This window comes from Priestia sp. BR_2 (assembly GCF_041954005.1).
GTDB classification, from domain to species: domain Bacteria; phylum Bacillota; class Bacilli; order Paenibacillales; family Paenibacillaceae; genus Paenibacillus_AQ; species Paenibacillus_AQ lautus_A.
This window is the reverse complement of record NZ_JAVFHM010000192.1, coordinates 80,705-107,172: the sequence shown is the minus strand read 5'-3', so window position 1 is coordinate 107,172 and position 26,468 is coordinate 80,705. Positions and strand designations below refer to the sequence as shown.

At 54.5% G+C, this 26,468-nt stretch carries 19 protein-coding genes; 4 read left to right on the top strand and 15 right to left on the bottom strand.

The genetic code is table 11. The features are described from left to right. Nucleotides 1-92: 92 nt before the first annotated feature. The 7 genes from RB298_RS13245 to uvrB all read right to left on the bottom strand — a co-directional run bounded on the left by RB298_RS13245 (nt 93) and on the right by uvrB (nt 12,854). Nucleotides 93-2,048 (bottom strand): GTP-binding protein, encoded by a 1,956-nt coding sequence (locus tag RB298_RS13245; RefSeq protein WP_375121612.1) that lies wholly within the window; start codon nt 2,046-2,048, stop codon nt 93-95. A 245-nt stretch (nt 2,049-2,293) separates the two neighbouring features. Beyond that, nucleotides 2,294-4,225 carry a stalk domain-containing protein gene (locus RB298_RS13240; RefSeq protein ID WP_486047300.1) on the bottom strand — a complete coding sequence of 644 codons (1,932 nt, stop codon included), beginning with the start codon at nt 4,223-4,225 and terminating at the stop codon, nt 2,294-2,296. Further along, nucleotides 4,225-5,301, bottom strand: a complete 1,077-nt coding sequence (locus tag RB298_RS13235; RefSeq protein WP_228468838.1) for a S1C family serine protease — start codon at nt 5,299-5,301, stop codon at nt 4,225-4,227. Before RB298_RS13235 ends, RB298_RS13240 begins: the two co-directional genes overlap by 1 nt. Nucleotides 5,302-5,546: 245 nt before the next feature. After that, on the bottom strand, nt 5,547-5,756 hold the full coding sequence (locus tag RB298_RS13230; protein WP_009594213.1) for a hypothetical protein: 210 nt from the start codon (nt 5,754-5,756) through the stop codon (nt 5,547-5,549). Between the two features lie 216 nt (nt 5,757-5,972). Continuing rightward, nucleotides 5,973-7,562 (bottom strand): S-layer homology domain-containing protein, encoded by a 1,590-nt coding sequence (locus RB298_RS13225; protein WP_486047299.1) that lies wholly within the window; start codon nt 7,560-7,562, stop codon nt 5,973-5,975. Between the two features lie 332 nt (nt 7,563-7,894). Beyond that, nucleotides 7,895-10,762 (bottom strand): excinuclease ABC subunit UvrA, encoded by a 2,868-nt coding sequence (uvrA, locus tag RB298_RS13220; RefSeq protein WP_192570440.1) that lies wholly within the window; start codon nt 10,760-10,762, stop codon nt 7,895-7,897. A 100-nt stretch (nt 10,763-10,862) separates the two neighbouring features. Then, nucleotides 10,863-12,854 carry an excinuclease ABC subunit UvrB gene (gene uvrB, locus RB298_RS13215; RefSeq protein ID WP_009594250.1) on the bottom strand — a complete coding sequence of 664 codons (1,992 nt, stop codon included), beginning with the start codon at nt 12,852-12,854 and terminating at the stop codon, nt 10,863-10,865. 303 nt (nt 12,855-13,157) lie between these two features. Between uvrB and RB298_RS13210 the strand changes: the two genes are divergently transcribed. Continuing rightward, the gene (locus tag RB298_RS13210) at nt 13,158-13,952 is read left to right on the top strand and encodes a flagellar motor protein (protein WP_090909949.1); all 795 of its coding nucleotides are present in this window, start codon (nt 13,158-13,160) and stop codon (nt 13,950-13,952) included. Further along, nucleotides 13,936-14,751 carry a flagellar motor protein MotB gene (locus tag RB298_RS13205; protein ID WP_486047298.1) on the top strand — a complete coding sequence of 272 codons (816 nt, stop codon included), beginning with the start codon at nt 13,936-13,938 and terminating at the stop codon, nt 14,749-14,751. Before RB298_RS13210 ends, RB298_RS13205 begins: the two co-directional genes overlap by 17 nt. Before the next feature lie 256 nt (nt 14,752-15,007). Here the strand turns inward: RB298_RS13205 and RB298_RS13200 are convergent, their stop codons facing one another. From RB298_RS13200 to RB298_RS13190, 3 genes are read right to left on the bottom strand one after another with little or no spacing between them, the layout of a single operon-like run. After that, entirely contained in the window at nt 15,008-16,171 is a 1,164-nt protein-coding gene (locus RB298_RS13200; protein WP_486047297.1) for an ABC transporter permease, read from the bottom strand. Then, on the bottom strand, nt 16,164-17,345 hold the full coding sequence (locus RB298_RS13195) for an ABC transporter permease (protein WP_486047296.1): 1,182 nt from the start codon (nt 17,343-17,345) through the stop codon (nt 16,164-16,166). Before RB298_RS13195 ends, RB298_RS13200 begins: the two co-directional genes overlap by 8 nt. A 47-nt stretch (nt 17,346-17,392) precedes the next feature. Further along, nucleotides 17,393-18,340 carry an ABC transporter ATP-binding protein gene (locus RB298_RS13190; protein WP_486047295.1) on the bottom strand — a complete coding sequence of 316 codons (948 nt, stop codon included), beginning with the start codon at nt 18,338-18,340 and terminating at the stop codon, nt 17,393-17,395. Nucleotides 18,341-18,522: 182 nt separating this feature from the next. Here RB298_RS13190 and RB298_RS13185 point away from each other — a divergent pair, with 182 nt between their 5' ends. After that, nucleotides 18,523-19,683, top strand: coding sequence for a sensor histidine kinase (locus RB298_RS13185; protein WP_486047294.1), 1,161 nt, complete (start codon nt 18,523-18,525; stop codon nt 19,681-19,683). A 48-nt stretch (nt 19,684-19,731) separates the two neighbouring features. After that, nucleotides 19,732-20,382 (top strand): response regulator, encoded by a 651-nt coding sequence (locus RB298_RS13180; RefSeq protein WP_486047293.1) that lies wholly within the window; start codon nt 19,732-19,734, stop codon nt 20,380-20,382. Nucleotides 20,383-20,461: 79 nt separating this feature from the next. Here the strand turns inward: RB298_RS13180 and RB298_RS13175 are convergent, their stop codons facing one another. The 5 genes from RB298_RS13175 to ftsE form a co-directional block, all read right to left on the bottom strand. Continuing rightward, nucleotides 20,462-21,784, bottom strand: coding sequence for a PDZ domain-containing protein (locus RB298_RS13175; RefSeq protein ID WP_486047292.1), 1,323 nt, complete (start codon nt 21,782-21,784; stop codon nt 20,462-20,464). Between the two features lie 92 nt (nt 21,785-21,876). After that, a complete protein-coding gene (locus RB298_RS13170) occupies nt 21,877-23,349 on the bottom strand; it encodes a S41 family peptidase (protein ID WP_015737691.1) in 1,473 nt (490 codons plus the stop codon). Between the two features lie 130 nt (nt 23,350-23,479). Further along, nucleotides 23,480-24,748: a murein hydrolase activator EnvC family protein gene (locus tag RB298_RS13165; protein ID WP_192570432.1), complete on the bottom strand. Its 1,269-nt coding sequence runs from the start codon at nt 24,746-24,748 to the stop codon at nt 23,480-23,482. Between the two features lie 27 nt (nt 24,749-24,775). Further along, nucleotides 24,776-25,684 carry a permease-like cell division protein FtsX gene (ftsX, locus tag RB298_RS13160; RefSeq protein ID WP_015737693.1) on the bottom strand — a complete coding sequence of 303 codons (909 nt, stop codon included), beginning with the start codon at nt 25,682-25,684 and terminating at the stop codon, nt 24,776-24,778. Continuing rightward, nucleotides 25,674-26,360 carry a cell division ATP-binding protein FtsE gene (gene ftsE / locus RB298_RS13155; protein WP_015737694.1) on the bottom strand — a complete coding sequence of 229 codons (687 nt, stop codon included), beginning with the start codon at nt 26,358-26,360 and terminating at the stop codon, nt 25,674-25,676. Before ftsE ends, ftsX begins: the two co-directional genes overlap by 11 nt. Between the last annotated feature and the right edge of the window lie 108 nt (nt 26,361-26,468).

Below are 26,468 nucleotides of genomic sequence, written 5' to 3'. Positions count from 1 at the left end.
CCCACAGCTATCTTCAATCACACTTTATTGAATCCCTCGTCTCCCTTACAACCGCGAACCTCTTGCCTAACCACTTAGTCTCTTCCACCGCTTCACACATGCATGAGACGATCCGCTTCATCCCAAGGCACCGCATAACCGCTGCCCTTGGCGCAGAATATCGAAGAGGAGCTGTATTCCGGGTCTGCGTTCTTGTCGTATCCTTTGCGTTCAATGACCTCTGCCTCGTTATGGCACCGGTCATATCCGCCGTATACCAGCGATATCGTTCCTCTTCCTTTGGTGTACGCCGCTAATTCCATTCCATATTTCATCATGGTGGATACGGGTGCCGATCCCGTCACCGTCACCTTGTCTCCCACCGTTTCCGGAGGATCGAAGCTTGCTTTGGCCTGGGTCAAATCCGACATTAACCGTCCGATAAACTCGGCATCCACCTTTACCTTGAAATGATAGTATGGCTCCAACAGCAGACTGGTTGTTTTCTCCAGCCCCTGTCGCAAAGCGCGATACGTGGCTTCCCTGAAATCGCCGCCATGCGTATGCTTGTTGTGCGCCCGTCCCTTCAGCAGGGTAATTTTCATATCAGTGACCGGCGAACCTGTAAGCAGCCCGTGATGATCCCTCTCGCCAACATGCTGGGCAACCAGATGCTGATAATTAACCGGCAGCAGATCCGGATGGCACGCATTGGCAAACACGATGCCGCTGTTCCGCTCTCCCGGCTCCAGCCGGAGGTGCACCTCCGCGTAATGCTTCAGCGGTTCAAAATGGCCGCTTCCCACAACAGCCTCCGTTATGGTCTCTTTATATAAAATCTCCGGCTCGCCAAACGCAATGCGGTAACCGAACCGCTCAAACACGATTCGTTCCAGCACTTCAAGCTGAATGATGCCCATCACATGAATATGAATCGCCTGTGCCGGCTCATCCCACTGCACGGACAGGGAAGGATCCTCCGCATCCAGCAGCCGGAAGCAGCGCAGCATATCCTTGGGATGAATCGAGGACTCGAATTGCACCTTGGACTTCAGCGTCGGCACCAGCTCGTACACCGTCCGGCCGCTAAGAGCCCCCATCCCGACTCCTGCCGCAGCAGCGGAAATGCCGGTAACCGCAAACAGGTCGCCCGCATGCACACGGTCGACAGGGGTTGCCCGCCCCCCATTGATCAAGCGGATATGCGTCACCTTCTCCGTGATCGTCTCCGTTCCGGAGACATACGTGATTTCATCCCGCACCTGCAGCGTGCCGCCAGTGGCTTTGATATAGGTCAGCCGGGCGCCCTGTTCATCATGGCGAATCTTATAAGCCCTCCCGGCAAATGCCGCCTCGGGATCGTAATCCGTTACCGTCAGCAGATCCAACTGATGCATGAAATGGGTTACGCCCACGTTCTGCAGGGCGGATCCGCTGAAGCACGGAAACAGCTCCCCCTTCCGTACCATTGCTATCATTGCATCCAGCCAACGCGAATCCTCATATCCCTCTTCCATATAGAGCTCCAGCAGCTTCTCGTCCCGCTCCGCAATAAACTCAATGAGCGAAGACTGCATCAGGCCTTCCTGCAGCACATCCTCCTCGGTGACCAAACAAACGTCTTCGGCAAGCTCGCTGCGAATCTCCGCCAGCACGCGCGGCACGTCTGCGCCTACCCGGTCGATTTTATTGATAAACAGGAACGTCGGCACGTCATGCTTCCGCAGTAACTGCCATACCGTCTCCGTATGCCCCTCGACACCTTCCACGGCGCTGATGACGACAACGGCGGCATCCATGACTTGTATGGCCCGCTCCATTTCCGGCGAGAAGTCGACGTGACCCGGCGTATCGATTAAATAATACGTGGAACCGTTAAAATGCATGGTGGCCTGATCGGCAAATACGGTAATGCCCCGTTCTTTTTCAATGTCATGACGATCAAGATATGCGCTCTGGTGATCCACCCGGCCGCGCTCCTGAATCGTATGGGTCGTATATAACAACTGCTCCGCCAGCGTGGTCTTGCCCGCATCCACGTGGGCGAACATGCCTATCGTTTTTTTCATCCGCTTATCCCTCTTCTGCAAGCCGGTTTCATGAATGATCCATTTGCTCTCACTTTTTAATTTTAACATATCAGGCTCCCTGATCGGCACATATGTTCTACATTATTCGGATGAGGGCCCGTCATTCCGCTGCCTAAACCAAAATAGCTGCCCATCCGCACCATGAGTGCAGCAGGACAGCTATCGGTGTTATCAAACATTCGCTTTATTCCATATGATGTGAGTTCATAATTCCATTCTGCGGGTTATTTCACGAGCTCAAACGAGGCGAGCGTACGCGCCAGCGCCGCTTGCTGCACTTCCGTTGCATTGGCATCATTCAGCGTTGTCATGATCGTGTACGCGATATCCCCGCTTTCAAAGACGATTTCCTCGGTCGTATAACCAACGCCGTTCTTCACCTGATGCACCTTGAACGACACGGCAGGCACGCCGGCAAACGTGATCTTATCGACGCCCAGCAATTTCACCGACGAAGCCGCGCTGGCTTCGTTATAATACCGTTTCAGATTGCTGACGATGACTTCAACTGTTGTATCCTTTTGGGCGGTAATTTCAAAGCCGCCCCCGGCAAAGCCATACTCCACGATTCCCTGCTCGAACTGATCGTTCAGCGGCTCCCAGTACCTCGGAATATCGATATGATAGCGGTACGTCTCGGAGCTTTTGCTTCTCATCTTGGTTTTATCGGTCAGGTAGCCCTCTTCGCCGATGCGGCCGAAATTTGCCGGTACCACATCGTAATCGATCTCGATTGATTCGAGAACCTTTTTCCAGTTGGAAGCCGTCCGTTCCTGCCCATCCGGTATCGCATACTCCAGATAATAGCGGTAGCCGTTCTTCTGGACCATCACCTCATATTCCGTTATCCATTTATTCCCGAAGTTGTACCGAACCTCTTGAATCTGCCCTTTGACGCCGGAAATCTCCACAGGCGTAAGTCCGACGTATTCGTACGATTCCTCGACAAAGGATTCGGCCAGCCAGTCTTTAAGGCGCTGCCCCCAAGCGGCGAGGGTACCATCGGCCCCCGCCGGAGCGGATGTCACCGAGACGGACAGATAGCCCTCTCCTTCGCTGCCGTATAACATATCCTTGTTGTTGATTTCCCAGCCTGCCGGAATGCCGAACCATATACCGTATTCTTCGTTTCCTGCTTCGCGGAACCCATCCACGATGGAGGATACGTCTTTTACCGATTTGTCTCCTGCCCGATAGGCCGTTCGGAAAGAGCCCAGCAAGCCTGCGTGTTGGTCCATATCTTTATAGTGAACCGCTTCGGCATCGGCAAAATACAGTTCATAAACGCGGTCGTTGGCATAGTACTGCCGACCTTCCCACAAGACGCCGTCGACATCGCGGGAGACCACTCTGGCATACGGAACCGCTGCGCTTGTGACCGTCTCTTGGTGCAGCACAACGTCTCCGGAGTCGCCCACTTCCTTCAGGAGCCGTTCCAGCAGATCATCGGGACTCAGCTTCACCTTGTGGGAGGATGCGTGCACCTCCAGGTAATAGCGGCCCGTAGCATCATTGAAAGCCGAACCGCTCTCATCGTCCGTGCCTCTTCCAACCATCATCCAGGAGGGATAATTCAAACTCCATTCATAATAGCTGTTCCCGATTCGGGTCTTCCCGGTCGTGTTGTTGATTTCGCCCTCGTCCTGCTTCTCTTCCTTATCCGTGACCATGAGGCTGATGGCCAGCTTGCCCTGGGAGGAGCTTACCTTGGCGCCGATTCCCGCCGCAACCGGGCGCAGCGGCACCATCAGCGTACCGGACACCATGGTCGGTTCCACCGGCAGCTGCACCTTTTTCCCGTCGATCCATGCCGTCTTGTTGTCCATGATGAGCACGACCGTATGCGGCCCTTGCAGCAGCCGTATCCGGTTCTCGCCCTCCAGCCTGATCTCGCTGCCAAACGCTTTCTTGAATACGCCCAGCGGTACCATCAATACGCCATGCTTCAGCTGCGGCTTGGCAATCGTGTAGGAAGTGCCATTGACCGAAGCTGTGCTGCTGCCGTTTTGCACGGTCAGTATACGCTTCTCCGGCACAACCGCTTCTTCTCCCCATGCGGGAAGAGACAACGTCGTAAATAACATCAGCGCCGATAAGGTTCCGGCTGTCACCTGCCGCAGGCGACGGCTAGTTTCCGTTCTTTCTCTCTTGTCCATTACTCGGCCTCCCCAACGCTTGACGAAGCAGCTCCGTTACCGTCCTGGCTGAGCGTCAGTTTTACGTTCACGATATCCCCATCCCGCTGCATCAGCAGCTGAACCTGCTGACCGGGAATATAGGGCTTTAACCGTTCGTTGATATCAACAACGGAATAAATACGCTTGCCGTTAATCGCATATAATACGTCATCCTCTTGAATGCCGGCCTGCTTGGCCTGCTCGGACAACACCTTCGTAACGGTCAACGGATCGTCCGAAGGGAGACCCACGATGGCGGACCAGCTCTCTTCCAGCTCCAATCCGAGTCCGGCTCTAATCACCTCGCCGTATTCCAATAAATGCCCCACAACGTAGCGGACCGTTTCTGCAGGTATGGAGAAGCCCATGTTTTCAATGCCGACGGCGGCGAACTTCTTGCTGTTGATCCCGATGACCTCGCCCTTCAAGTTGACGAGCGGGCCCCCGCTGTTGCCCGGGTTAATGGCGGTGTCGGTTTGAATCAGACGATAAGAGCCGTCTACGCTCCGGTTTAGCCCGCTAACCACGCCCACCGAGGCCGAGTTTCGCAGCGAGAACGAGATCGGCGTGCCAATGGCAACAACCGTTTCCCCGACTAGCGCATGCTGCGCTGTTGCCGCAAATTTGGCCGGCTTCAGGGACTTGGCATTGATTTTGACCAATGCAATATCGCTCTTGGGATCGCTGTATACGCCCTTGGCTTTATAGGATTTGCCGTCTGCGGTCACGACCGTGATTCCGGTAAGCCCGTCCACCACATGGGCGTTCGTCACGATCCAGCCGTCCGACTTCCAGATGACTCCTGTGCCATGCGCCAGGTTGTATCTGTCGTCCACTTCGCCGCTTCCTTGAGCGGCCTTCCCGATAATGCCGACCACCGACGGCGACATCCGGCTGATGACTTGAGGCACCTCGTTTTGCTCATATGTATTCTTAGGCTTCGCGCTTGCTGCATCCGCAACCTCTGCCTGTGTGAGCATGCCGCTGCTTCCTGCCAAAATGACGGTCCCCAGCAGCATGGCCGCGGATCTTTTTTGCCATTGTACGTTTTTCAATTGGTATGTTCCTCCCCCGGTTCCATCCTCTACCCAACTTGTACTCCTCAATTTATCATGTTTTTCCATTTGTAACCATTGCTGATAGACCTATTTCTTTTACGTTTTTCCTGCGGATCGTGTAACTTGCCTCCGAAGAAACAAAAAGACGCCTTCACACTGCAGGGTAGCAGAAGGGCGTCTAGTTTGTATGTATTTCATTCCATTCGTCATGAAGCCGCTTTAATAGCGTGCATCACGCCAACCTAATTGTTAAACCATCCTGTAATCATGGCATAGTCAGAATACAAGAACACAAATAAGCTGACGAGACCGAAAGCGATTGCGAATTTATTTTTTTGACGGGCCATCAACAGGCGAACCACGCCAACAAAGATCAGAATCGTAAACAAAATCATGAAAATATCAAATGTCTTAAATGTCGCGGTCGCATCCGATGCTGCTGCAAGGATCATGAAACGTACCTCCTCGTGGGTTTCTTCTCGGGCAAATTTACATATCTTCTTCTATGTTATCCATGTGCCCGTCCAGATGCAAGCCCTCCGCCCCGAAAAATGAAAAAAAGTCATAGAAATTTCTCATTTTTAACCAAATTGTCAGACATTAGCATGACTTTCATCATGGCAGGGACTAGATCGCTAACGAAATGGAACCTAACACAGGTTGTTCCGTTATCCAAGAGGTACCCGGGTGGGATCGAGAATGGGATCCTCATACTCCTCCTGATCCTCCTGATCCTTTTGTTCCTCTGGAGCCGACTCCTGCTCGGTTACCGTCTCCTCCGCCAGATCCTCGCTTGGCAAAGCCACGGAAGGATCCATGATCGTGATCCGATCCACGGGGTCCTTTCTGACATCCAAAGTTACCTCGTTGGACGGTTCGCTGCGGATATGCCATTCGTTCACGGCGACCACATGAATTGTATACCGGCCGGGCAGACCTGCCAGCATATGAAGATTCGGAATGAGATAGGCCGGACTCTCTAACGGTTCATCGTTCAAACGTGCCCCAGCTCCGTCGGGTCCTGTGTAGTATACATGATAGGTTACGCCTTCCTGTGCATCTGACCAGGTTAAAGCAATGGATTCATCTTCCTCATTTAGGATGGCCTGAAGGCCCGACACTTTATTCGGGCGGCTCGAAACTTCGTTAGAATAACCGCTCTTGCCGAAGCTGTTTACAGCCTCGATCACATAGTAAGAGGGTTCTTGAAAACGTACATCCGTAATGGCATAAGAACCTGCGTCCACATTCGATCCCTCAGCCAATAAGGCATACCCCGATCCCGATTGTCCGCTGGAATAGATATTGTAGGTTACGCCCTGCTGATGCGTCCAGGTTAATTGAGCCTGCCCCTTCACATGGTGGAACCTCAGATCATTCGGAGCTGATGGTGCCGTTGTCGGCAAAGCCTCCGATACGGTAGCTGAAGGTCCCGTCTCTGTCGGAGCTTGCGTTGGTCCGGAATGAACAGGAGTTGCCGAGGTTGATCCCGATGAAGTAGCAACGATGCCATGAATGACCGGAAGAGGGCTATTCGGCGGCGGTGTTTCCGTTTCGCTCACGGCAGCGTTCAAATCGATTGACTCCACGGATTCCAGCCATTTGGCTGTAGCCCTGACAGCTTCTTCCCGAGTGACGGTACCCTTGGGGTTCAAACCGTCAATGCCGGATTCCCGAAACAGTCCTAATTCCAAGGCCAGTGCCATTGCTTCCTTGGCATCATTGCTGGAGGATCCTTCCTCTAAATTCTGCCGTGAAGGTTCCGCGCCGGATCCGATCTTATCGGATATCCCTCGCAGAGCTCTTTGATACAGCATAGCCATATCCTGACGCGTCAGCGGCAATCCGAGCCCGAATCTCCCGTTACCGACCCCTTTGACCAGCCCTTCCTGAACCGCAGCTTCGATCGCGGTGAAGGCATAATGATCCTTAGGCACATCCTTAAAGGTAATGACTTCCGGAGGACTATCCGCGTTTAGGTTTAACATGTGGACGATGAATATGACAAAATCCTGCCGGCTTATAGCCTCTGTCGAGCTAGACTTCCCCTGCCCGTCTAGCGGAAGGAACCCTTTATTTAATCGGGTAAGGGCTTCCTGTGCATTGAAGTGTTTCACACCCGAAACGGATACCCCCATCTCTGCCTGCACGCGATCCGTAACGGATCCCCCTACCTCTGCCTGTACGCCGTCGGTTGAGTTTATGTATAAAGCACTTGCTGCCAAAACGATCAGAATGGAACAGGTGATCCTCTTCATACAATCCCTCCGTTTTAACGAAATCACCAAGATCATACCATATCCTGGAATACGAAGATATTGGAGGATAGCATGAAAATAACGCCGGACATAAGTGCATTCCTTGAAGTTTTCTCTAAATGACTTGCTCGCCGCTCCCTGCTCGCACGGTTCGTGGTCCGGGGCATGCTTCGATGGCTGTCGACCATCACAAAAAAAGAGCCCCTGGCAATTCCACCAGGGACTCCTCTCATTTTCTTATCGATGCCGGCATTGAGAATGGCAATGTGCCATTCCCATTGCTAGGCAATTCCCATGCCGACAAAGAACAACTTTACGTCCGCTAACATTTATTAGCGGGCTGCTTCCACCTTGTTCAATTCCTCGGTTCGCTTCGTATCGCGTTCCAGAATCGGCTTCAGATACTTGCCTGTGTAAGACTCAGGCACCTTGACCAGATCCTCAGGCGTTCCCGTAGCGATAATGGTACCGCCGCCGCTGCCGCCCTCCGGACCCAGGTCGATCAGATAGTCCGCGGTCTTAATGACATCGAGATTATGCTCGATGACGAGGACGGACTCCCCGGATTCCACCAGGCGGTGAAGCACGACGAGCAGACGATCGATATCGTCCACGTGCAGGCCGGTGGTCGGCTCATCCAGGATATACATCGTTTTGCCTGTGCTGCGGCGGTACAGCTCGGAAGCCAGCTTCACGCGCTGCGCCTCGCCGCCGGACAGCGTGGTGGCAGGCTGACCCAGCGTAATGTAGCCCAGGCCCACATCCATCAGCGTTTGCATCTTACGGTGAATTTTCGGAATGTTCTGGAAGAAATCCGTTGCATTCTCCACCGTCATCTCCAGGACTTCGGCGATGTTCTTGCCTTTATATTTGACTTCCAGCGTTTCGCGGTTGTAACGCTTGCCCTTGCAAACTTCGCAAGGCACGTAGATATCCGGCAGGAAGTGCATCTCAATCTTGATAATGCCGTCTCCGCGGCAGGCCTCGCAGCGTCCGCCCTTCACGTTAAAGCTGAAGCGGCCCTTCTTGTATCCGCGAATCTTCGCTTCATTCGTCTGGGAATAGATATCCCGGATATCGTCGAAGACGCCTGTATAGGTTGCTGGGTTGGAACGCGGCGTACGGCCGATCGGAGATTGGTCGATGTCGATGACCTTCTCGATGTGCTCCAGACCTTTCATTTCACGGTATTGCCCCGGACGTACCTTCGCCCTGTTCAAATCCCGAGCGAGCGTCTTGTACAGGATCTCGTTGACCAGCGTCGACTTGCCGGATCCGGATACGCCCGTTACCGCCGTAAACACGCCAATCGGAATCTTCACGTTAATATTTTTCAGATTGTTCTCTTTCGCGCCCTTAATCTCCAGCCAGCGTCCATCGGTCTTGCGGCGCTTGCTGCTGACCGGAATGAACTTACGCCCGCTCAGGTATTGGCCCGTCAGCGAGTTGGGGTCGTTCATAATCTCCTTCGGCGTTCCTTCCGCAATGACTTGGCCGCCATGAATACCTGCGCCCGGGCCGATGTCGATGATATAGTCCGCGGCCATCATCGTGTCTTCGTCATGCTCGACCACAATCAGCGTATTGCCCAAATTCCGCATATGCTCCAGCGTGGAGATCAGTCGGTCGTTATCCCGCTGATGCAGCCCGATGCTCGGCTCGTCCAGAATGTACAGCACGCCCATGAGGCTCGATCCGATCTGAGTGGCTAACCGGATCCGCTGCGCTTCTCCGCCGGACAGCGTTCCCGCCGAACGGCTGAGGGTCAGGTAATCCAGCCCGACATTAACCAGGAAGCCCAAGCGGCTGTGAATCTCTTTCAAGATGAGATTGGCAATCTGTTTTTCTTTCTCGCTAAGCTCCAGATGATCGAAGAATTTCAGGGACTCTCCGATCGACAAGCTGGTAACATAGGCCATGTTGCGATCATTGATCGTAACGGCCAAGCTTTCCTTGCGGAGACGATGGCCTTTGCATACATCGCACGGCTTGCTGCTCATATAGCCTTCGATGTATTCGCGGATACCCTCGGAGTTCGTATCGCGGTAGCGGCGTTCCAGATTCGGAATGATGCCCTCGAAGGTGACGTGCGCTTCCTTCCGCTGACCGAAGTCATTCTCATAACGGAAGTGAACCTTCTCTTTGCCCGTGCCGTACAACAGTTTATTCATCTGTTCCTGGCTAAAGGTACTGACCGGCTTGTCCAGCGGAATGCCGAAATGCGCGCAGACCGATTTCAAAAACTGCGGATAATACGTGGATGTGCCCCCGCTCCATGCGGCAAAGGCGCCTTCCTCGACGCTTTTGCTCATATCCGGCACAAGCAGCTCTGGATCCACGATCATCTCCACGCCCAAGCCGTCGCAATCCGGGCAAGCACCGAAAGGCGTATTGAAGGAGAACATTCGCGGCGTCAACTCTTCCATGCTGAAGCCGCAGATCGGGCAGGCAAAGTTGGAGCTGAACCTCAGCTCCTCCTGACCCATGATATCGACCAGGAGCTGGCCGCCTGACAGGTTCAGTGCCGTCTCGATCGAATCGGCGAGGCGGGCCTCGATATCTTCCTTCACCACGATCCGGTCCACTACCACCTCGATCGTATGCTTTTTATTCTTCTCAAGCTCGATGTTCTCCGACAGATCGCGAAGCTCCCCATCGACGCGCACCCGAACGAAGCCCTGCTTCGCAATGTCGGCAAACAGATTTTTGTGCTCGCCCTTGCGGCCGGAAATGACCGGCGCGAGAATTTGCAGTCTCGTCTTCTCGGGATACTGCATGATGCGGTCTACCATCTGCTCGACCGTCTGGGAGGTAATTTCCACCCCATGGTCCGGACAGTGCGGGTGTCCGACCCGGGCGAACAGCAGACGCAAATAATCGTAAATTTCCGTCACGGTGCCTACCGTCGAGCGCGGATTGCGGCTCGTGGTTTTCTGGTCAATCGATATCGCCGGCGACAGGCCTTCAATGGAATCGACATCCGGCTTCTCCATCTGTCCGAGGAACTGGCGCGCATAAGCGGATAAGGATTCCACGTAACGGCGCTGACCCTCGGCATAAATCGTATCGAATGCGAGGGAGGATTTGCCCGAGCCGCTAAGCCCCGTCAGAACGACAAACTTGTCACGCGGTATCGTGACGTCGATATTTTTCAGATTGTGTGCGCGGGCGCCTTTGATCACAATTTTTTCACTGGCCAAACGATATCATCTCCTACTCCATATGGCATGCATGTGGTGCTTATATTTCACAAAGAGAACGACCGCATAGGCCGTCCCCCTTGTCATTCGTCTCTCCATATTACTCGGCCTGCAGTTCCAGCAGCGCGTCACGAAGCTCGGCCGCACGCTCGAATTGCAAATTCTTCGCCGCTTCCTTCATCTCGGCCTCGAGGCGTTGGATCAGCTTCTGACGCTCTTTCTTCGACATCTTCTGTCCTTCGCCCACCAGGTAATCCGCCTTGCCCTCGGCGACCTTCGTCGCTTCGATGACATCGCGCACCTTCTTGCGGATCGTCTGCGGCGTGATGCCGTGCTCCTCGTTGTAAGCAACCTGGATGCTGCGACGGCGCTCGGTTTCCTTGATCGCCCGATCCATCGAATCGGTGATCTTGTCGCCGTACATGATAACCTTGCCTTCCGAGTTCCGGGCCGCCCGTCCGATCGTCTGGATGAGCGAGCGGTCGGAACGCAGGAAACCTTCCTTGTCCGCATCCAGAATCGCTACGAGGGAAACCTCCGGCAGGTCAAGACCCTCCCGTAGAAGGTTAATACCCACCAGCACGTGGAATGTACCAAGCCGCAGATCTCGCAGGATCTGCATCCGCTCCAGCGTTTTGATATCGGAGTGCATGTAACGGACCTTGATTCCGATTTCCTTCAGGTAATCGGTCAAATCCTCGGCCATTTTCTTCGTGAGCGTGGTCACGAGCACGCGCTCGTCCCGGTCCACGCGGTCATGGATCTCGCCGATCAAGTCATCGATCTGCCCTTCGGTCGGGCGCACGTCGATGATCGGATCGAGCAGGCCTGTCGGCCGGATGATCTGTTCGACCATCGTATCGCAGTGCTCCATCTCATACGGTCCCGGCGTGGCCGATACATAGATGATCTGGTTCACCTTCTCCTCGAATTCCTCGAACTTCAGCGGCCGGTTATCGAGCGCGGACGGCAAGCGGAAGCCATGATCAACCAGCACCGTTTTACGTGCCCGGTCACCGTTGTACATCGCGCGGATTTGCGGCAGCGTAACGTGCGACTCGTCAATGACGAACAGCATGTCGTCCGGGAAGTAATCGAGAAGCGTATATGGCGTAGCCCCAGGCTCCCTGAAGGTCAGGGGACCCGAATAGTTCTCGATCCCGGAGCAGAATCCGACTTCCTTCATCATCTCGATGTCGTAACGGGTGCGCTGCTCCAGCCGCTGAGCCTCCAGCAGCTTGCCTTCCGAGCGCAGCAGTTCAAGCCGCTCTTCCAGTTCGCGTTCGATATTCACGAGCGCTACCCGCATCGTCTCTTCGCGGGTGACGAAGTGAGACGCCGGGAAGATGGCGATATGCTCGCGTTCCCCAACCAGCTCGCCCGTCAAGACGTCGATCTCCGTGATCCGTTCGATCTCGTCGCCGAACAGCTCGACGCGGACGGCATGCTCTCCCTTCGAGGCCGGGAAGATCTCGACGACATCCCCGCGCACGCGGAACGTGCCGCGCACGAAGTTGATATCGTTCCGCTGGTATTGGATATCGACCAACCGCGACAGAATCTCGTTGCGCGGCTTCTCCATGCCGACCCGGAGCGAAAGCAGCATTTCCCCGTACTCGTGCGGCGAACCCAAACCGTATATGCAGGATACGCTCGCCACGATGATGACGTCGCGCCGTTCGAACAGCGAGCTCGTGGCGGAGTGGCGAAGCTTATCGATCTCTTCATTAATGCTGGAATCCTTCTCGATATACGTATCGGAGGAAGGAATGTAGGCTTCCGGCTGATAGTAATCGTAATAACTCACGAAATAATCCACCGAGTTGTTCGGGAAGAATTCCTTAAACTCGCTGGCCAGCTGCGCAGCCAGCGTCTTGTTATGCGCAATGACGAGTGTCGGACGGTTTACCTTGGCGATTGTCTGCGCGATCGTAAACGTCTTACCCGTTCCTGTTGCACCTAGCAGCGTCTGATGTTTTTTCCCTTGGCGAAGTCCTTCGACCAACGCATCAATAGCCGTGGGCTGATCGCCCTGCGGCTGGAATTCAGACTGGATCTCAAAGGATTTGGTACTGACAACTAAATCGCTCATTGCCCTTCATCACCCTCATACTCTAAAATGAAATTCATGCTAAAAGATATGTCGAAACTTCCCGATGATATACTATGGGAAATTAGTGGTGTCTGCGTAAGGAATAAGAATATTTGTTCCCGTCTCATTATACCCTTTACGTTTTTTTGATGCAAACAGTTTAGTGAAAATTTCAATAAGTTCCAGGGCAAATCTTTAAGTCCCCGGCTTCCACGACTTCGGGAGCCTTCAGTGTTCATGTCGAACTTGTGGCATACGAACCGATGATCTTAATTAACTTCCTTAAGGAGATGATACAGCGTTATGGATATTACGATTATTCTTGGCATTCTCGCCGGTCTGGCCGCGTTGATCGGAGGGTTTTTATGGGAAGGCGGGCATCTGAGCGGCCTGCTGCAAGGCGCGGCTGCGCTTATCGTATTCGGCGGGACCATCGCCGCCGTCATCGTCAGTTTCCCTGCCACCCGGCTCCGTACGATTCCCGCTGCGCTCAAGCTGGCCTTCGGCCGCAGCAACCGTTCGACGGACGAGCTGATTGATGCCATCGTCGATATGTCGGTAACGGCCAGAAGAGACGGGGTGCTGGCGCTCGAGCGCATCTCGGCCGAACACGAGGATCCGTTCCTGCGGGAAGGCATGCAGATGGTCGTGGACGGCAACGACCCGGAAATGGTGCGTCAAATCCTGGAGCTCGATATCAATGCCGCCGAGCAGAAGCACGAAGGCTATGCCAAAATTTTCGAGTCCGCCGGAGGCTATGCCCCTACCATGGGGATCATCGGCACCGTCATGGGATTGATCCACGTGCTGGGCAGCCTGCAGGACCCGACCGGTCTCGGCCCGTCCATCGCTGTCGCTTTTACCGCCACTTTATACGGCGTCGCAAGTGCCAATATTATCTTTTTGCCCATTGCGTCCAAGATTAAAGCACGTTCCGAAGAAGAAATTGTAAAAATGGAGCTGCTGCTCGAAGGAATCATGGCCGTTCAGAACGGAGAGCACCCGCTGTTGGTTCGCAAAAAGCTAGCCTCCTTCGCTTCCGCAGGCACCACGGACATTCCGTCCTCAAGGGGGATCGCGCATGAGACAGCCGAATAGACGGCGGCGTCAGCGCAAACAGGCCGAAGGCGAACAGCGCGACCGCTGGATGATCACTTATGCCGACCTGATTACGCTGCTTCTGATCTTTTTTGTTGTGATGTATGCCATGAGCCGGCTCGACACGGAAAAATACAAGCTTGTCACCCAATCCCTGCAGGCCACCTTCCAGAGCGGGGACAGCATTCTGGAGATGGGCTCGGGGATTACCGGAACTGCCGATACCGAGAACCATAAAAATCCTCCGCCGAAGCCTGCTGCCGACGAGGAAGGCGAGGACAAGGATAACGGGCAGGAACCGCTGACCGAGCGCGAGCTTGCTTTCCGTGCCCAGGAGGAAGAGCTGGCGAACTTTATGGGGCTCATTCAGCAATACGTGAAGGATAACCAGCTCGAAGAGGACATCTTCATCTCGGATGAGCCGCAGGGGATTGCCATTACGTTAAGCGACCGCTTCCTGTTCGATGTCGGCAAGGCCGAGCTTAAACCTGGCGCCGCTCCGGTTCTGGGCAAATTAGCCAGCCTGTTCGGCGATTTAAACACCACGGTGAGCATCGAGGGGCATACGGACGACGTGCCGATCGGCCGCTACTCCAGCTATAAGGACAACTGGGAGCTCTCCGGCGCCCGAGCGATGTCGGTGCTGCGATTCTTCCTGGAGCACAGCAAGCTGGACCCGGGAGGCTTCCAGTATGCAGGCTATGCCGATACGAGGCCGGCCGCGGACAACGCGACCGCCGAAGGCAAGCAGAAGAACCGCCGGGTTGAAATCACGGTGTTACGGCAGCTGAAGGAGTAGGCAATTGCCGCTATGACCGGCCCATGTACTTCCATGCTTTGCGTTGAAGGAAATCGTAACACATCCGCATAAACCGAATAAGCGCCCGGCAAACTGAATCGGCATGGATTCAGATCTGGCCGGGCGCTTTTGCATATATAAACAATGGTTGGATCACTAATAACAAACCTGGGCCTCACGATACTGCACCAGGATATGCAACCTCCGGTCGAAGCTTCAAGAGCTTTATTACGGAGGAACTCCTGGAGCGAATAATTTAAGCGCCGTGCCCAACCCCGCTCTCGCTCGGCCGCAGGACAGCGGAACCGACGGCCAGCAGAATGATTGCCATCAGGCCCAGCACGGCCAGCGGCAGTGCGATGTCGGATAACGTGCCGCCCGTAGCAGCGGTCTCCACCGCCTCAATGGCCCATTTTTGCGGGATGAAATTGGCGATCTTCTTCATGAATTCCGGCATAATGGCAAGCGGCCAGAAGCACCCGCCCAGCATGCAGGTCGGCGTGACGATCATGGAATTGATCATGGCCGCATTTTGCCCGTTCCGGATCAGCCCCGCGACCGTGCTTGCCACGCCTAACGATACGAGCATAAAGGCCATCAGAATAAGGAAATGCAGCACGAACGGAACTCCGTAATCGTAACGAAGGACATACCGGCTGAGCACGAGCACGATGACCACCTGCAGCGAGCCAACCACCAGGCTGCCCAGAAAATTACCTAAAGCGATCTGATAGGCGCGTACCGGCGCCGTATACATGCGGGACAGCGTTCGCTGCCTGCGGTCATCAATCATCATCGACACCACGCTGGAGATAAGGGTCATCATGAACATCAGGGTAAATCCCGTTACGTTCGAGAGTCCCGGCTTCGCATATAGATTCAGATCCGTGACCTCGGTATCCACCCGATTCAGCGCGGATTGCTTGAGCACCTCTTGCAGCGCCAGCATACGATCCGCGTCCGGCTCCGAGGTTTCCCGGATCAAGGCGGCCGTACCGCTCAGGCGCGTAACCGCGGAGTCCGCCGTCATTCGGATCATTACCGAGGCCTCCGAGGTGGAGACTTCGTATATTTTAACCGCCGGCCGTTGGCCTTCTATTAATCCGTCGCTGAACCCCTGCGGAATATAAACGCCCACCGTGCTTTTATTCTCCACCAGGTCTTCCCTCAGCATATTCTCGGACCCGGACTCATTGAGCACGTATTGGCCGCTCCGCTCCAGTTCATTCATCAAGTACCGCCCTGCAGGTCCCTCATCCTCGTTCACGTAAGTGACCAGAATGCTCGCGGCCGTGGTCTGCCCCATGAGAAACACCGTCAAGGTGACCACTACGCAAGGAACCAGCAGGTAAACGATCCAGCCTCTCTTTCGCCCGAGCGTCCGTCTCACCATATGCCAGGCAATGGTTAAGCTATGCATGGTATCCCACCTTCCTGTACGTAATCATGGCTGCAGCCGACAAGGCCGCGGTAATGGCCGCCAGCATGCCAACGCATGTGACAATCAAATGCACGTCGCTGTTCAGCATCATCCGCAGCATGCTCTGCATCGCCCAATGGTTGACGGTGAAGGCGCCGAGCTTCTGGAAGAACTCCACGGGCAGCGGCATAAACCCTCCGCTGACAAACGTCATGGCGATAATGATCGCCTGCATCAGCCCTCTGGCTCCAGCCGCCGTGGAGGAGACCAGGGTTATGAACGTGGCGATGGTCATGGACGATAACGTGATTAATACGCAGACCACGATGAGCAGCAAGGGGTGCGGTCCCCATTTAACGCCGTACAGCCACATGGATCCAAGGACGATGGCGGCTGCCTGTGCCAGCGTGATCAGGCTGCATCCGATAATTTTTCCGGCAAACACGGTTCCGGGGTTAACGGGCGCGCTTTGCAAGCGATATAAGGTCCGGCTTTCCCGCTCGCCCAGCAGGCTGCTGCTGGCCATCAGACCGGAATACAACAGGAACATGATCAGCATGGAGGCAGCGTAATATTGGGCTGCGGAGTACGTTGCTCCTTTCTCGCTCAGCTGCCCGATCGTAACGTTGGGTCCGTCCGACGCATCGACAGGCGCTGCCGCTTGAGCCGCAAGAACTTGGTCTCCGCCCATAACGACTACCTCCGCCTGTTTGTGATTGGCATCTGCGATAAAGGTCTTGAAGACAGTGTCTGCCACGAGGTTTAGATCACGGTCTCTTCCAGGTAGCAGTTCAAGCTTCACGTCCGCTCCCTGGCTCATTCGTTCATCAAAGGAAGCAGGAATCACCACCGCGTAATCGACCTCGCCCCGGCGCAGCTTTTCTTCGGCTTCTTCGCGGCTGGATACCACCTCAGGTTCCAGTAGGTCCTGAATCTCCGGCAAGCCGGTCAGCGCCTGCATGCTCCCCGGCAGCTGTCCTCCAGCCTCGGCATCCAACACCAATCCCACTCGGACCGATGGCTGTTTAAATTCCTGATCATTGCCAAACCAGCCCGAAAGCGCGTTTCCCAATATGAAAATAAGGATCAGCGGCAGCAAAAATTGGTTGATCAGCACCGATCGGCTGGTGGCCATCCGCTTCAGCTCGAACCAAGCGATAATCATCGTATTCATCTTCGGTATTCCTCCTTCATGGATTCCTCTGCTCGTGTCCGTTATGATCAATCGCGAAGCGTTCGCCCGGTCAGGCTGAGAAACAGCGTTTCAAGCCCCGGCTCCTCGCACTGCAGGGAGCGAAGCGTCGTATGGTGTTTACTGCAAATGAATAAAATATCCTGCAGCTCATCCTGAGCTGACGGTACATAGACTTGGACCTCGTTATCATTCTGCGCCACGCGCCTAACGCGCGGGTGAATGGTCAGCTCCTCCACCAGATCCGGTGTGATCCCATCAGCAGTAAGAATGATTTTTTCCTCATGCGCCACGCGTGCCCGAAGCTCCTGCTGCGTCCCGCAGGCGATAACATGACCTTGATCCATGATGGCCACCCGGTCGCTGATCGCGGCAACTTCCTCCATGTAATGACTTGTATAAATAACGGTAGAACCCATGCGGTTCAACGTCTTTACGGATTCCAGGATATGATTCCGGGACTGCGGATCAATCCCCACCGTCGGCTCATCCATGATAATCAGCTTCGGACGATGCGTAATCGAGCATGCAATATTCAGTCTTCGTTTCATCCCCCCGGAGAAGGTGGACGGCCTTTCTTTTGCCCGATCCTGCAGCCCGACAAACGCCAGCGCCTCCTCCACCCGTTCCTTCAGCAGCTGGCCGCGCAGGCCGTACAATTTGGCGAAAAAAGCGACATTATCCCAAGCCGTCATCTCTTCGTACAGGGCCAGATCCTGGGGCACCAGCCCAATTCTCCGTTTCACTTCCAGCGGCTGCTCCTCGATGGAGATACCGTCTACTTTGATGATGCCCTGATCCTTCGCCAGAAGGCCGCAGATCATATTGATGGACGTGCTCTTGCCCGCTCCGTTCGGTCCCAATAATCCAAAAATCTCGCCTTCGTGCACTTCCAGGTTCATATGATCCACCGACAGCTTGCTTCCATATCGTTTTACGACATCCTTCATCTCCAGAAAGACGGTCATAATCATCATCTCCATTTCCCTCGTATCCATCTGTTGATTACATTCTATCTGGAATCGCCGGATTTTGAAGGTAGAGGAAGTCACCTTATGGGGTGACGAAAGTCATCTCCTTGCCGAAAACATCCATGTGCTATAATGAAGCCAATCGTTTGAACGGTTTGACTTCACAATGGAAAAGGGTTGGATCGCACGTGACATCTCCACTTGCCTATCTCAGGTACGGCCTTATTCTCCTGCCCGCCGCAGCGGACATCTTTTTGCAGCAGCTCGACGATTACGGGGAGTATATGGTGTACATCCTGCTTTTTCTGGCGATTGCGGTGCTGAGCCGTTTCCTGCCTTCGCCTGCTTACCGGAAAGCAGCCATACTGCTGGAAATCCCGTTGTCCCTATGGCTATGCCACCAATACGGCTTCATGATGGTATTCCTGTCTATATCCTCCCTATGCGTCTATCTGCCCTTGTTCGAGCGGCCTGGCAGGCTGTGGCTGGCATTCGGTCACCTTGCGCTGCTCAACATCGCGATTACCGATTACGATGCGCTGCTGCATACGACGGCCAATCTGCTGTTTCTGTTCTTGGCGGTCACATTCCACCGCATCCATGAAATGAACCAGAAGGAATTGGATCACATTCATTTATACGACGAACTGAAAAGACTGCATTTCCAGCAGGACGAGGCAGGCAGGCAGCTGCTGCAGTTCGCCCATCAGGTGGAAAGCGCGGCGCAGGCCGAGGAGCGTAACCGCATCTCCCGCCAGCTGCATGACGATATCGGCCATCGGCTGATTCGCGTCAAAATGATGATGGAAGCCGCTCTTCATATCGTGCCGCAGGATGCCGCCCGGGGCATGGATATGCTCCATCAAATCCGCGACCAGCTGGGGGAGAGCATGGAGCAGATGCGGACCGCCGTGAAACAGATGAATCCGTCAAGGCGGATCACGGACGATTATTCCCTAGATCGGCTGCTGGAGGAGACCGGCAGGGAGACCGGAATCGAGACCGAGCTTGTACTGCAGGGAATTCCTTATCCGCTTTATCCGAGCCAACAGGTGGTATTATACAAAAATGCCCGCGAAGCCATCACCAACGCCATACGCCACGGCGAGGCCAAGCAGGTCCAAATTTTTCTCCAGTACGGAGACGAGGAAGTTCGAATGGAGGTCTCCAACGATGGCACGGTCCAAGAGGAGGCGAACCCGATCGCTGCGGCAGACCGTCATGGCATCGGGATAGGCGGCATGCTCGAACGAACCAAGGTGGTGGGCGGAACGCTGGAGGTCAGAAAATCCGTGCCTTTTACCGTCATCACCCGGCTGCCTGTCTACCGGAAGCGCGAGATTATGTGACTGGCACGACGGCAGGACCCTAATTTATAGAAAGGATCGTGGCTATCCATGATATCCGTATTGATTGCAGACGATGACCCGTTCATTCGGGAAAGCTTGAAACTGTTGGTGGGGATGGATCCGGATATCGAAGTATCGGCTGTCGCGGAACACGGGGAGGAGGCACTATCGTTATTGATGGACGGACTTCATGCCGACGTCGTGCTCATGGACATCCGGATGCCGGTATGCGACGGCGTGGAAGGAACCCGGCGCATTCGCGAGCGATACCCTGGTGTACGGGTGCTGATGCTGACTACCTTCGATGACGATGATTACATCGTGGAGGCGCTGCGGAACGGGGCCAGCGGTTATCTGCTGAAGAACATTCCGCCCGATCGCATCATCCAGGGGATCAAAACGGTGCATGACGGTAACATGCTGATACATCCCGATATCGCCCGCAAGCTGACCGGCATGCTTCGTCCAACCCCGCAGCCGGTCCCGAGATCCGCTGAGCTGGAACAGTTCGGGCTCACTCCTGCCGAGAAAAAGGTCGTCGCCCTTATCGCGGAGGGCCTGTCCAATAAGGAAATTGCCGCGCAGCTTTACCTAAGCGAAGGCACCGTCAAAAACTACGTCACCGATATTCTGGGCAAGCTGAATCTTCGGGACCGGACGCAAATCGCTATCTTTTATTTAAAAAAGGTGCAGGGCTAGTCCCGCCTATTCATTACATAACGGCATGAAGCTAAAAAACGGGCCCTTGTCCATATTGGACAAAGGCCCGTTTGCCGTATCACGATGAAGGGAATCCGGCTTCTTCGGAACCGCCGGACGTCTTGCTGCCGGAAGCCCCCCGCTTGCTGCGAATATGAAGTTTATTCGCCAGCAGCGTGATCAAGCTTACCGGCTTCAACCCCACTGCAATGCCATCCCTCGGGTCTGGCGCCACGATAGCTCCCAGCTGATGATGATCCCCGGCGTAGATCGCACGCTGGAGAAATTTGCTCTCCCCTTGATGGTTCTGAACCTCCAGCTTGCAGAAGGCCGGATTCTGTCGCAAGGCACTGTGCAGCTGCTCCTTGCTGTGAATCAGCTTACCGTTCACCTTGAGGATCGTCTCCCCTGCCAAAATGCCGAGCTCGCTCGCCGGACTGTCCGGCAGCACGGCGAGAACGCGTAATCCGCGTACCGGATGTACAAACATCGGGCTGCGTTGCTGTTCTTCGTATCTGCTGTACCATACCAAGCCTTCATGCAGCAGCAGCGCCGCTAATGCGGCCGCGATGGTAAGCGGCGACCACCACTCGGCCAGCAGGCTCAACGCCAGCACAATCGCTCCATAGAATATGAGACGCTTCGACGTGATCCCTGCCTTCTCCTGGGGGAGCATGCTCTGCGTCATCTCTCCGAAGCCGATCACGACCGGAAGGGCCATCATGGTAAAGCCCGTACTCCAAGCATCGCCGCCAAAGTACGGCGTCCACGGCAGCACGCTGCCCCCGCCAACCGCCGGAACGAGCAGGAACAACGGCAGGGGCCAGAAGCTCTGCATATGATAGCCGCCGACAAGCTTGCCGCGCTTGCCCTCCAGAAACAGCGGGGTGGCAAATCCCGCCCCTTGTATCCTTACCAGCAAAGCTTCCGCAAAATGTAGGACGGCGGACAACGCCAGCAAGGCCGGAATGTCCAAACCAAGGATCGTTGCCGTTACCTGATGAATCCAGCCTTCCGGCTGCCAATTCGGAAACCAGCCCAACACAAACTGAATGATCCCAAGCAGACCGATGGAATAGGCAAAGCATAAGTACCGGATATGAAACAGCATCAGGATCAGCGAAGTCACCCATATGCATATAATGGCTTCCAGACTTAATGATATCCCCAAGAAGGCCACCACGATGGACACGCCGATGCCTGCCGCCAGTCCCCCTAGAAACGTACGCCAGGTCTGCAATCCCCAGGAATGCAGCTTCACATGGAACAGCTTGCGCTCCACCAACACCTGCCTTCGGTAAAACAGCATGACAAACAAAATCGAAATATAATAAAAGGGCTGCGTCAGCAGTTGTATGCCTGCATCTATCCCATACATCAGCAGTTGTTTCAATGTCTCCAACGGCTTGCCACGCTCCTTTCGGTTCCAAGATGCTTCGAAGTTTACGCTTTCTGATATCTCCAAAGAAAAAAGAAGGCTAACGTTCAGCCTTCTTACTTGTTCGACGCCTTAGCGGCGATTTCCTTCCGAACCTCGGCAATTCCGCGATTCATTTGATTATCCTCTTTCGGATCCTGAATCTTCTCGATCAATGCCGCTTCCAATGCCTCGGCTGTAGCGCTGTTAATGATGCCGTCCGCTTTCAGCTTGTGCTTGCTCTGGAAGCTCTTGACCGCCTTCTCCGTATTCCGGTCGAAGTAACCATCCGTGCGTCCTGCCGCGTAACCAACCGCTTCAAGCATAATCTGCGCGTTCTTCACATCCGTGCTGTTCGTGTCGTACGCATAAGTTTTCTTCTTATCGATCGGCGCGACGGTAAAGTATTCAGGCTGCGACACCTTAATATCCGGCTCGATTCCCTTCTCATGGATCCAGGTACCGTTTGGCGTCAGCCATTTGGCAATGGTTACCTTGAGCAGGCTTCCGTCGCCAAACTGTTTGTCAAAGCTCGTTTGCACGGTCCCTTTTCCGAAGGAGTGCTCGCCCATCAGGGTAGCTCCGGCGGACTGCTGCAATGCGCCTGCCAAAATCTCGGAAGCGCTGGCGCTGCCCTTGTTCATCAGCACCGTAATCGGGTACGATTTCGCCACGCCATTGGAAGGATGCTTCTCCCGCTTCTTATCCTTGTCTTCGACCTGAACGATCAGCTCGCCTTTAGGCACGAACTGCTCTGCGATGTCAATGACAACGGACAGCACGCCGCCGGGATTGTTCCGGACGTCGATCAGCAGTCCCTTCATGCCTTGGCTTTCCAGCTTCTTGAGCTCTTCCTTAAAGCGTTCGCCCGTATTCAGCGAGAATTGGGAAATCTCGATCACGCCGATTCCGCCCTTCTCCATCCGTGCCGACACGGTTTCCAGATCGACGTCATCCCGGACGATAACATACTCGATCGGCTGCTCGGATCCTGCCCGCTTGATCTGAAGGACGGCCTTGGAGCCCTTCGGACCGCGAATCTTGTTAACGGCCGCATTCAGCTCCAGGCCCTGCAAGGATTCGCCATTGACGGAAAGGATGGTATCTTTGGCCCGAATGCCGGCTTTATCCGCAGGCGATCCCTTGATCGGGGATACAACGACGACGCTGCCGTCTACGGAGGACACTTCCGCGCCAATCCCCGTGAAGGAGCCCTCAATGCTTTCTTCAAACTGGGCCGCCGTTTCTTTGCCCATATAGTTGGAATACGGATCTTCCAGCGCTTCCATCATCCCGTTGATCGCGCCGTCGATCAGCTTCGACCGATCGATATCCTTGTAATAATTGCTTTCGATGAGGTCAATCGCTGTCCCCAGTTTCTTCGCTTCAGACTGCTCCAGTCCATTCCTGTTCGCGATGCTGGCCAGCAATCCCTCGCCGCCGTCTCCGGTCTGACTTGGAGCAGGCAGCTGGGTCAAAGCCATCGTTAACAGTCCGCCGCACAGCATGGCAGCGATGACCAGAAAGACAGCCGTTCGTTTTTTCAGCAAGTACTTCACCGCCTTTGTACGTTTCAACTGCTACACACAGGGGAATCCCGTCCACCTAGTATATGATTGGCTTGCCGGGAATATTTATACAGCGGTATTGAAGGTTATATGGTTTGCGTCATCATTTCTGTTACAGATAAGGCGAAGGATTCACCGGCGATCCGTTGACCCGAACCTCAAAATGAAGATGCGGTCCCGTGCTCTGACCCGTGGAGCCTACTTCGGCAATCTTCTGCCCTCTGGACACCTTGTCGCCTTCGCTGACTTTAATGCCGCCGTTGCGGATATGCCCATACAAGGTCCATACGCCGCCCCCATGATCAACAATAACACAGTTTCCGTAACCGCTCCACCACTCGGCCAAGATGACGGTGCCGCTCTCGGCTGCCCGGATCTCGGTCCCTTGCGGAACCGCGAAGTCCTGACCCGTGTGCATCTTGCCAACCTCGCCCGTTACCGGATGGACGCGCGGTCCGTAACCGGAGGAGAGTCTGGCTCCGGAGACCGGTATCGCAAACGGTCCGCCGTTGCCGGTATACCCGCCGCCGCCTTTGCTGCCGCCAAGGGTTGTCGCCTTCGCTCTCTTCGCCGCAGCCGCTTTGGCAGCCGCCGCTTTACGGGCCGCTTCTTCGGCGGCAAGCTTATTCTTTTCCTTCTGCAGATCCGAACGCTTGCTTGCCAAGGCAACCAGCATTTTATCCTGCTCTTCGGTTAAGATGTCCGCATCCTCGATATCCTGATCGTACTGGGCCAGCAGAACGCGCTTCTCCTGTTCCTTCTCGTTCAGGATGCTCTTGCGGTCCTCCATCTGGCCGTACAGATCCTTGGCGGTTGCGTACTGCCCTTCTAGTTCTTTCTTCTTGTCGATAACCAGCAGCTTGTCCTGCTTATGCTGCACCAGCAAATCCTGGTCCTGATCGACGATGGTCTTCAAGGAATCGGCACGCTCAATAAAATCGCTGAAGCTGGTTGCGGAGAGCAGCACATCCAGATACGATACTTGCCCATCCATATAGATGAGGCGAATCCGGGATTCCAGCAGCTTCTCGCGGGAGGCGATGCGCTCCTCCGCCGCTTCAAGCTCCTTGGTCGTTGTTCTCAGCAAATCCTCCGTCTCCTCGATCTTGACGGAAATCTTCGTCAATTCATTGCTGACGATGCTGATTTGCTCCATTACGTATTTCAGGTTCTTCGTCGTTTTATTCTTATAATGCTGGGCTTCTTGTTTATCATCCGCAGCCTTGCTCTTCTGCGCCCGCGCTTTCTTGACCTGCTCCTGAAGCACCCTCAGCTCTTTGTCTACATCGGCTGAAGTCTTCTTCTCGGCTTGTCCGACGGTCGGTTGGATCATAACAGTGGCCAGTAATAAGGCTGCTACTCCTGCGGCGATTTTCTTCAAGTTTCGCTCCCCATCCTTTACCTTGTTTTATACTTTCAAAAATTTACGTATCGACATGGTGCTGCCCCAAATGCCAATGACGATGCCAAGGGCCACGATGATGGTCCCGAGCAGCAGCCACAGATCTCCCAATGGAATCAGGCTCTGCGCCAGCGTCAAATCCGTCTGCGACGCGGCGTACAGGCGATTGTAGCCTATAAACAGCAGCGTAACCGTAATGATCGAGCCCAGGAGGCCGATCATGGCTCCTTCCACGAAGAACGGCCAGCGGATGAAGTTGTTGGTCGCGCCGACAAGCTTCATGATGCCGATCTCGCGGCGACGGGCCAAAATCGTTACCCGAATGGTGTTCGAAATCAGAAACATGGACATCAAGCCGAGTCCCGCTACGAAAATAAAGCCGATATTCCGCACCGTTTTCGTAATCTTGAACAAGGTTTCTACCGTGCCCTCCCCGTACTTGACGCGCAGGATCGGCTCTTCCGCATACTTCTCGTTCAGCGCGGTAATCTTGTCGGCAACGAACCCGACCGTGGTCGGTTCGATAACGGAAACCTCGAATGCGTCCGGAAGCGGATTCTGGTCCGCTTCGCTGAAGCCTTCCACCCATTCGGAGCCGAGGCTTTCCTCAAGCTCCTTCATGCCCTCTTCCTTGGACACGAATTTGATGGCGTTGACTTCCGGCATGGCTTCGATCTCGCCTTTGATGGTTTCGCGCAGCTTCTCGTCCACATTGAGATTCAAGTACGTATTGATTTGCACGTTGCTATCTGCTTTATCGGCTAATGCGTTCACATTCATGACTAACAGCATGAAAACGCCCAGTATAAATAATGACACCACGATGGACGTAATCGATGCGACCGACATCCACCCATTCCGGAAAACGCTCTTCGCCCCTTCCCGCAAGTGCCGCAAGAAGGTTCTAAAATTCATACCCGTACTCTCCTCTCTGCTGGTCGCGGACGATCTGTCCGTGCTCAATCGCAAGTACGCGCTTACGCATCGTGTTCACGATATCCCTGTTGTGGGTAGCCATTACGATGGTGGTTCCCCTGAAATTGATTTCGTCCAGCAGCTGCATAATGCCCCAGGAGGTTTCCGGGTCCAGGTTGCCCGTAGGCTCGTCCGCAATAATGACGGACGGGTTGTTCACGATCGCCCTGGCGATTGCGATCCGCTGCTGCTCCCCGCCGGAGAGCTGGGATGGCTCGCGGTTCGCCTTGGCTTTCAGGCCCACCAGATCCAGCACCTCCATAACCCGTCTCTTGATGAGACGCTGCGGCGCTTCGATAACCTCCATGGCAAAAGCTACATTTTCGTAAGCAGTCAGCTTGGGCAGCAGACGATAGTCCTGAAAAATAACCCCGATATTTCGGCGAACATAGGGGATTTTGCGCTGCTTCAGCTTCCCGATATTAAATCCGTTAACGGAAATTTGGCCTTTGGTCGGCACTTCTTCTCTATAGATAAGTTTCATGAATGTCGATTTGCCGGCACCCGACGGTCCGACAACATAGACGAATTCATTGCGGTTAATGGTAACGGAAACTCCTTGAAGCGCATGGGCGCCGCTTGGATAAGTCTTCCATACGTCCTGCATTTCGATCACTTCATCACTTCCCAATCCATAATTAGCCATTATACTTTCGACAGTTTCCATCGAATTCCTTTAAAATCCAAGAAAAATCCTCACGACATCGTCTATTGTAACAAATTT